Origin of the sequence: Corallococcus llansteffanensis, assembly GCF_003612055.1 — a bacterium.
In the GTDB taxonomy this organism is placed as follows: Bacteria; Myxococcota; Myxococcia; order Myxococcales; family Myxococcaceae; genus Corallococcus; species Corallococcus llansteffanensis.
The window spans coordinates 1-7,244 of sequence record NZ_RAWB01000506.1; the positions used below are offsets into that span (position 1 = coordinate 1).

The following is a 7,244-nucleotide window of genomic DNA, read 5'->3' on the forward strand; positions in this document are numbered from 1 at the left end:
GGGCGGGCCGCTGGCAGTACCGCTACAGCGAGGCGCACACGCAGCGGCAGCAGGACGCGAAGTTCAAGCGCATCGTGGGCTTCGCGCGCGCGCTGCCGAAGATGCGGCGGCGGGTGAACGCGGATCTCCGCAAGCGGGGGCTGGGCCGGGAGCGCGTGCTCGCGGGCATGCTGCGCATCCTGGGCACGTGCTTCATCCGTCCTGGCAGCGAGCGCTACGCGGAGGAGCACGGCAGCTTCGGGCTCGCCACGCTGCGGGCCCGCCACGTGAAGGTGAAGGGCGACACGCTGGTGTTCGATTACCCGGGCAAGTCGGGCGTGCGCCAGCACCGCGAGCTCAGGGACCGGAGCGTGGCCACGCTCGTGCGGCAGTTGCTGAAGGTGCCCGGGCGCGACGTCTTCAAGTTCGTGCTGGACGACGGCGCGGTGGTGGACGTGCGGCGCCGGCACCTCAACGAATACATCCAGGAGGTGATGGGGCCCGGCTACAGCGCCAAGGACTTCCGCACCTGGGCCGGCACGCTCATCTGCGCGTGCGCGCTGGCGCGGTCCCGCGAGTCGTTGAAGGCAGAGGGGGATTGCGCTCCGGTGAAGCAGAAGACCGTGCTCAAGAAGAGCATGGTGTCCGCGGTGCGCGAGGCCTCCGAGCACCTGGGCAACACGCCCGCAGTGGCCCGGGCGTCGTACATCTACCCGTCGGTGCTCGCCCTCTTCGAGCGGGGCCAGGTGGTGGACCGCTACTTCAAGTCCGTGGACGAGCTGGCGGCGCACGCGGGCGAGGGCATGCACTGCTCGGAGAAGGCGCTGCTCCACATGCTGGGCAGGCCGAAGGGCGGCTCGAAGCAGGCCGCCGTGTAGCGCGAGGGGGACGCCCGGAAGGGAGGCGACCGGGACGGGCCCATTCTCCCCGCCCCCCGGAAGGCGTTAGCGTCCGGTCCGTGCCCGAGTACGTCACCCACCGCGACGCCCTGCCGCGCGCCGAACTGGAGTCCCTCGGGGACGCCCTGCTCGGCTCCCGCTTCGTCGCGCGCAGTCCGCTGATGGGCACCTTCCGCGCGAGCCGGGGCTTCTCGTTCATCTTCACGCAGGCGGGCCGCGCGACGCTGGAGGAGCGCTTTCCGTTCCTGTCCGCGTACCTGCGCTGCATCCTCGATGGCGACAGCGCCTGGGAGCTGGTGCCGCGGCCGAGGTGGCGCTGGTTCGGCGCCCGCGCGCCCAGCCGTCCGAATGCCTTCTACCTGAACCTGTTGCTGCTGGACGCCGGGACGCCCGTGGGGCGCCACATCGACGCGACGTTGCAGGAGCCGAGCGGCCTGCGGCACGCGACGCCCGCGCACGTGAGCGTGCTCTACCTGCGCGTGCCCCCCGAGGCCCAGGGCGGAGCGCTGCGGCTGTTCCGTGAAAAGGAGTCCCAGGGGGAGATAGCGCCCGAGCCGGGCCTGCTGGTCCACTTCCGGGGCGACCTCGCGCACGAGGTGCAAGCCTTCACGGGCGGCCCCGAAGGGGCACAGCGGGCGAGCCTCGTCTGTGAGCAGTACGCGTTCACGGACAAGGTGCTCGCCCGCATCCCCGGGTTCCGCATCCAGTCCAAGGCGGGCTTCTCCGCCTACCTGCAGGCCCAGCGTGAGCGCGAAGGCACCTCCCCTTCCGTGGGGACGCTGGAGGAGTGACGCCCGGCCGGAGCCCGTCCCAGGGGCGTCCAAGCACTCAGGCAGGTCCCCGCTTGCGGCCCCCGCGCGCCGTAGCGACTGTTGAGATTCACGCTTGCGAGGGAGCACGGACATGGCTGGAAAAAAGCTGCAGGAGGGCTACGGCGGCACCAGCGAGCAGCGTCAGCGGCACCTCGAAAACGACAACTTCTCCGAGCGCGCGCCCCGGAACCCGGAGGAGCTGGAAGAGGTCCGTCCCCCACAGGCGGCGGACGGTCACCGGGTGGTGACGTTCAACCCGTTGGAATCGGAGCCGCCGGAGGACGACGACCCCCGCTGAACGCGGGCCTGTTCCGGCGTCCGGGCCTGCTAGGTTCCGCGCCCGCGATGAGTCAAAGCCTCACCCTGCTGGCAGGTCCTGACGCCCTCCGCATCCTCCGGGAACGCGGGCTGCGCGCGGAGGACGTGGACATCCTTCCCGGCGCTTCGGGCGGCCCCAAGTGGCTGGCGCTGGAGGGAATCGATCGCGTGCTGTTCGGGGAGCTGCTCCAGCAGCCCCGCAGCCGCCCACTGCACCTCATCGGCAGCTCCATCGGGAGCTGGCGACTGGCGTGTCTGGCGCAGAAGGATCCGGTGGCCGCGATGAAGCGGTTCGCGGACGCGTACCTGGATCAGCGCTACCCGCCCAAGCCCCCGCCGTCGCTCGTCAGCGAGACGAGCGCCAGCATCCTTGAGGTGCTCCTGGGGCCGGACGGCGCGGAGGAGATCCTCACGCACCCGTGGGCGCGGCTGCACGTGGTGACGACGCGGTGCAAGGGGCTGCTCGCGGTGGAGCAGTCCGGAGCGCAGCTCACGGGCTTCGTGCTCGGGGCGCTGGCGAACGCGGTGAGCCGCCGGACGCTCGGGCTCCAGATGCAGCGCGTGCTCTTCCACACCGCCGGGGACAGCAGTCCGTTCGCCGGGCTCAAGGACCTGCCGTCGGCGCACCTTCCGCTCACGCGCGACAACCTGCGCCCTTCCCTGCTCGCGTCCGCCTCCATCCCGCTCGTCATCGCGGGCGTCCACGACATTCCCGGAGCCCCGCCGGGGACGTACCGGGACGGCGGCGTCGTCGACTACCACCTGGACGTGGACTACGGCACGGGGGACGGGCTGGTGCTCTACCCGCACTTCTACCCGTACGTCGTCCCCGGCTGGTTCGACAAGTCGCTGAAGTGGCGGCGCGCGGGGCCGCTCAACTTCCGCCGCGCACTGATCATCGCGCCGTCGCCCGCGCACCTGGAGCGACTGCCTGGAAAGCGCATCCCGGATCGCGCGGACTTCACCCGCATGAAGGACGACGACCGGATCCGGGCCTGGAAGCAGGTGCTGACCGAAGGCGAGCGCCTGGGCGACGAGCTGCGCGAGCTGATCGCCACGGGCCGCATCGCGGAGCACGTCCAACCGCTGTAGCTCACCCCTTCAGGATGCGAGCCAGGTCTGGAGCGCCGCTTGGACCTCCGCGTGGTTGAGCAGGTCCAGGTGGTTCGCGCGGAGGATGATCCGCTGATTCGCTTCGGGGAACCGCAGCGTCAGCTCCGGCTGCGGGTGCCTTCCGAGCGCACTGTCCACGGGGACGAGCCCGTCCCCGGGAAGCCGCTCCGCCAGCTCCTGCGCGGAGGTCGCGGCGATCGCGTAGCACGCCACGCCCTCTGGCAAGGCGAGGTGACGGCGGACATCGCCACCCCACCCGAAGCGCTCCCGGCCCTCCCAGTGCTCATCGAGCACGTTGCCGAAGCGCAGGTCGGTGACGCCCGCCCCCCGGATCTGCCCGAGGCGCGCGAACGGTGCGCTGTACGGACTGATGCCGAGCAGCACATCGACCCAGCTCCCGGTCCGCTCCAGCGGTGAGCCATGGTGCGGCGTGCCGAGGCAGACGAGCCGGCGCAGCTTGTGCCGCCAGGTCTGTCCTCCCGCTTCCGCGGCGAGGCAAGCGCTCCGCGACACGAGCCCACCCATGCTGTGTCCGAGGAGCGTCAGCTCTTCGAGCGGCACGGGCCACGCGGCCACCAGCTGCTCCAGCATCTCCGAGAGCGCGCGCCCGTTGCGAGAGACGTGCAGGCCGCTGTTGTAGTGGAGGTAGACCGGCGTGTACCCGAGGTCGCGGGCCAGCGCGGCCCCATGGTCGTGTCCGAGCCGGCTCCACTGCAGATCATTCATCGAGGAGCCGTGGACCAGCACGAGCAGCCTGCCGGTCGCCGTGGGCAGGGCCTCGCGCAGGGCCCAGGGCTCCAGTCGCAGCGGCTGGCCGTTGATCCGGAACGCCATCGGGATGGCCAGCGCGTTGCCGCTCGCGTCCAGAGCGTCGCCCAGCACCCCGTTCAGCGCGGCGATCACCGCCTCCCGCTGGGGCCCGGGCGCGCTGTCACCCAGCCACGGCGAAAGCTGCGCGAGCACGGCGTCGATCCCCGCCCCGACCTGCTGCGTGACGCCCTGGAGCGTCGCGTAGAGCAGCCCCGTCAAGGCGCGCACCGGTCGCTCCAACGGCCTGCCCAGAAGCGCGGGCCCGCTCGCGATGGTGCAGTGCATCTCCTGGACGATTCCAATCACGCCCTGGGTGGCCTGCACCGCCAGCCGGCTGGCACCTCGCAAGGCATCCGCGTTCTTCCGCTCACCACGAAGGGAATCACTCGTCATGGCCTCACACCCCGCAGGCAGCTTCCCCGCAAGCAACCTACCGAACCGTAACCTACCCGTGAGTAGGTCCAAGGTCAACGCAGGCCCGGGCGCACGCGACGAAGCAGCCGCAGGGTCGTGCTCAGGGATGCGTGGGGAGGAGGGAGACGCAGCGGGCGGTGCGCAGCCAGGCTGCGAAAAACAGAAAGGGCCCCGGCGTTTCCACCGGGGCCCTCTCCAGAGTTGCGGGGGCAGGATTTGAACCTGCGACCTTCGGGTTATGAGCCCGACGAGCTACCAGGCTGCTCCACCCCGCGTCACCGTGCTGCCTTTGCTTCTGAAGCTAAACACCAGGGGTCTGGTCTTTCATTTCAACCAGACCCCTGGTCTTTCAAGTTGCGGGGGCAGGATTTGAACCTGCGACCTTCGGGTTATGAGCCCGACGAGCTACCAGGCTGCTCCACCCCGCGGCGAGAACGAGAGGGTAAGTACATCTGCCTCTCGTCACCGTCAACTCTATTCTCGGCGCCCCACCGCATTGCGGCGAGGGAGCGCCGAGAGCGAGTGACGCACTACTTGCCCAGCTTGCTCAGCAGATCCGCGAAGGTGCCGAAGCCCTTCTTGCCCGAGCCCACCGGCTTCTGCGTCTTCTGCCACGCCTCGACCTCGGCGCGCTCCTCGGCGCGGATGGCGCCGGGGATGGACAGGCGGATCTTCCCGGCCGGATCCATGTCGATGATCGCCGCCTTCAGCTCCTGACCGATGGAGAAGTGCTTGCGCATGTCCGTGCCGCGGTCGGTGCCCGTCTCGCTGGCCGGGATGAGGCCCTTGCCGCCCGGGAACGCGAGGAACACGCCGTAGGGCTCCAGCCGATCCACCTTGCCGACGACGACGTCGCCCACCTTCGGGCGCGGCGCCGGGGCCTGCGCGGGAGTGGCCGTCGTGGCCGCCTTCGCCGGACGCTCCTCGGGAGGACGCTGCGCCTCCTCCTCGGAGATGCGGCGCAGGCCGATGCGCTTGTCGTTGGGGTCGATCTTCTCGATGGACACCCAGATGACCTCGCCCTCCTTCACCGCGTCGCGCGGGTGGGCGATGCGCCGGTCGCTCAGCGCGGAGATGTGCACCAGGCCATCCACGCCCGGGCGCAGCTCCACGAAGGCGCCGAAGGGCTGCAGCCGGACGACCTTGCCCTGGAGGCGGTCGCCTTCGTGCAGCTCCTCGAGGGCCTTCTTGAACGGATCCTCCTGGCGCGAGCGCAGCGACAGGGTGATGCGCTCCTTCTGCTTCGCCTTGTCGGAGGAGTTGGGCTGCCCCTCCTCCATGCGGATGATCTCCACCTCCACGTCGTCGTCCTGCTTCACGACCTCGCTGGGGTGACCCACGCGCGTGTAGGACAGCTCGGAGACGGGGATCATGCCCTCCACGCCGCCCAGGTCCACGAACACGCCGAAGTCGCGCACGCCGGAGACCTTGCCCTTGACCGTCTTGCCCACGGCCAGCGTCTTGCGCGTCTCCGTCGCAAGCTTCCGCTGCTCGTCCTCCAGCAGGGACCGGCGCGACAGCACGATGTTGCGGTCCCGCACCTCGGTGACGCGGAACTGGAGCTTCTCACCGATGAACTGATCCGGCTTCTCCACGAAGCGGATGTCCAGCTGGCTGATGGGGCAGAAGGCGCGCATGTCGCCGATGGCGACTTCCACGCCGCCCTTGTTGACGCTGAGCACCATGCCCTCCACCGGCATGCCGGTGGCGCGGGCCTCGGCGAGCATCGCCATGGACGCGTTGCCCTTGGCCAGCGCGCGGCTGAGGAGGATGCCCCGGGCACCCATCTCCACCACGTGCGCCTCGATGCGGTCCCCCACGCCGAAGCGCAGGATGCCCTCGTCGTCCTTGAGCTCGCGCAGCTCGATCATCGCCTCCGACTTCGCGGAGCCGTCCAGCGACACGAACGCGGTGTCCGCGCCGAGCTGGAAGATGGCGCCGGCGACCTTCTCGCCCACGCGCACACCCCGGCGACCGGGAGCCCCACCGTCCTTGACCTGCGCCTCGAACATGTCGGCGAAGGACTCGGACTCCTGGACCTCCTCGTACAGGGGGCTCGGCGGCGCGGGGGTCGGCGTCACCGGGCGCGGCGTCGGGGTCGCGGAGGAAGCAGAGGCCTGCGCCTCGGCGCCCGTCTGCTCCGCCGTCGCGGTCGCGTCAGTGGGCTTGTCACCCTCCAGCGCGCGCGTCTCGATGGAGCCGGAGGCCCGCTTCACGACGACCATGGGGCCGGACGGACGGCGCTCACCGCCGCCACCGCCCCGCTTCTCGCCGCCGCCGCCACCACCGCCGGGGCGCCCACCGCGAGGAGCACCCGCGTCGCCCTGGGGACGCGGCGCCTGAGCATCGCGCGCCCCACGCTCCCGTCCCGGACCGCGCTGCTCGTCACGGCCTCCGCCGCCACGGCCACCGCCGCGCTCGTTGCCCTGGCCCCCCGAAGGGATGCCCAGCATCACGTCGCCAAACGTGGCCTTCGGCTTCTTGGGACCGAAACCGCCAGGACCGCCCGAATTTCCGCCGCTCTTCTCGTCGCTCACTGCCGAGACCTTCCGTTGACGATTTCGACCCCGGACTCCCGTGAAGTCAGGGCCTCTTGAAAAAGGCGGCGCACTCTACACGCGCGCCATGTCGGGAGGAAGCCGCATACGGACCTCCCCCCACAATCGGCCTCCTATCGCAACCGAAAGGGGCCTGTCCTGCATTCCGTTCCAGCCCCCCAGCATCGCCTGGCGGGCAGCCGTCCCACCGGGCGCCGCACCGCGTCTAGCGCACGAGCTTCAGGCGCCGGCCGACCTTGCGAAAGACAGCGCTCGCTTCCGGGATGCCCAGCCCGGCGGCCACCGCGAAGTAGACGACCCCGAAGGGCACCGCCACCGCCACCAGGCCCACCACCGGGTGC

At 70.5% G+C, this 7,244-nt stretch carries 6 protein-coding genes and 2 tRNA genes; 4 read left to right on the top strand and 4 right to left on the bottom strand.

Annotated elements, in window-relative coordinates:
- From D7V93_RS33370 to D7V93_RS33385, 4 genes are all read left to right on the top strand, one after another.
- Positions 1-857 (top strand): DNA topoisomerase IB (locus D7V93_RS33370; RefSeq protein WP_120647224.1); only part of this gene is annotated, 857 nt, incomplete at its 5' end.
- 80 nt (positions 858-937) lie between these two features.
- A complete protein-coding gene (locus D7V93_RS33375; RefSeq protein WP_120647225.1) occupies positions 938-1,669 on the top strand; it encodes a 2OG-Fe(II) oxygenase in 732 nt (243 codons plus the stop codon).
- Positions 1,670-1,781: 112 nt separating this feature from the next.
- Positions 1,782-1,988 carry a hypothetical protein gene (locus D7V93_RS33380; protein WP_120647226.1) on the top strand — a complete coding sequence of 69 codons (207 nt, stop codon included), beginning with the start codon at positions 1,782-1,784 and terminating at the stop codon, positions 1,986-1,988.
- A 47-nt stretch (positions 1,989-2,035) separates the two neighbouring features.
- Positions 2,036-3,100, top strand: a complete 1,065-nt coding sequence (locus tag D7V93_RS33385; RefSeq protein WP_120647227.1) for a patatin-like phospholipase family protein — start codon at positions 2,036-2,038, stop codon at positions 3,098-3,100.
- 9 nt (positions 3,101-3,109) lie between these two features.
- On the opposite strand, the gene D7V93_RS33390 is transcribed toward D7V93_RS33385, so the two are convergent.
- The 4 genes from D7V93_RS33390 to D7V93_RS33405 form a co-directional block, all read right to left on the bottom strand.
- A complete protein-coding gene (locus D7V93_RS33390; RefSeq protein WP_120647228.1) occupies positions 3,110-4,324 on the bottom strand; it encodes an esterase/lipase family protein in 1,215 nt (404 codons plus the stop codon).
- Between the two features lie 222 nt (positions 4,325-4,546).
- Positions 4,547-4,620 (bottom strand) — tRNA-Met (locus D7V93_RS33395).
- 79 nt (positions 4,621-4,699) lie between these two features.
- A tRNA-Met gene (locus tag D7V93_RS33400) sits at positions 4,700-4,773 on the bottom strand.
- Between the two features lie 102 nt (positions 4,774-4,875).
- Complete coding sequence (locus D7V93_RS33405; RefSeq protein ID WP_120647229.1) at positions 4,876-6,882, bottom strand: S1 RNA-binding domain-containing protein; 2,007 nt, start codon at positions 6,880-6,882, stop codon at positions 4,876-4,878.
- Between the last annotated feature and the right edge of the window lie 362 nt (positions 6,883-7,244).

Bases quoted from the DNA above. Each gene is read 5' to 3' on its own strand.
- D7V93_RS33390 (WP_120647228.1), bottom strand. From the start codon at position 4,324: ATGACGAGTGATTCCCTTCGTGGTGAGCGGAAGAACGCGGATGCCTTG.
- D7V93_RS33380 (WP_120647226.1), top strand. From the start codon at position 1,782: ATGGCTGGAAAAAAGCTGCAGGAGGGCTACGGCGGCACCAGCGAGCAG.
- D7V93_RS33385 (WP_120647227.1), top strand. From the start codon at position 2,036: ATGAGTCAAAGCCTCACCCTGCTGGCAGGTCCTGACGCCCTCCGCATC.